General features: G+C 71.7%; 2 protein-coding genes. Both read left to right on the top strand.

The window, feature by feature from the left end; translation table 11 throughout:
* A partial coding sequence (locus tag L6Q67_RS24250) for a DUF445 family protein (RefSeq protein ID WP_296576288.1) occupies positions 1–387 on the top strand: 387 nt, incomplete at its 5' end.
* Between the two features lie 13 nt (positions 388–400).
* Positions 401–561: M14-type cytosolic carboxypeptidase (locus tag L6Q67_RS24245; protein WP_296576291.1), on the top strand; the 161-nt coding region annotated here is incomplete at its 3' end.

Here is a 561-nt window from a genome sequence, read left to right as displayed (position 1 = left end):
GCCCACCCGGGCATCGCCAAGTACGTGGACGGCCTGTGGGACGACCTGCGCGGCTGGCTCGCCAGCGACATGGCGGGCCCCGATTCGCGCGTCCGCGCCAAGCTGGCCTCGGCGGCCAGCGCCATCGGCGCCAGCCTGGCGGCCAACCCGGCGCTCCGCGATTCGGTCAATGAGCACATCGAGCGCACCGTCGAAGGCCTTGCGCCCCAGCTGCGCGACGGCCTGTCGGAGCACATCGCCGGCACCGTGCGGGCCTGGCGGGACGAAGATCTGGTCCGCGAGATCGAGCACAGCGTCGGCCGCGACCTGCAGTTCATCCGGCTCAACGGCACCCTCGTCGGCGGCCTGATCGGCCTCGCTCTTTACGCCCTGACCCATCTCCTGTGAGCCGCTCCCAGCCATGACCCTCCGCATCAGCAGCAATTTCGACTCCGGCGCCATCGAGGTGCTGTCCATCGCCTCGCCCGGCGACATCCGCCTCAAGCTGCGCGCCGACCAGGGCGTCGGCGGCGAGGCGGCCTTCCGCCAGTGGTTCCACTTCCGCCTGCATGGCGCGGCCGG

The sequence above is a fragment of the Zoogloea sp. genome (assembly GCF_023150065.1).
Taxonomy (GTDB): Bacteria; Pseudomonadota; Gammaproteobacteria; order Burkholderiales; family Rhodocyclaceae; genus Zoogloea.
This window is presented reverse-complemented; position numbering and strand designations above follow the sequence as displayed.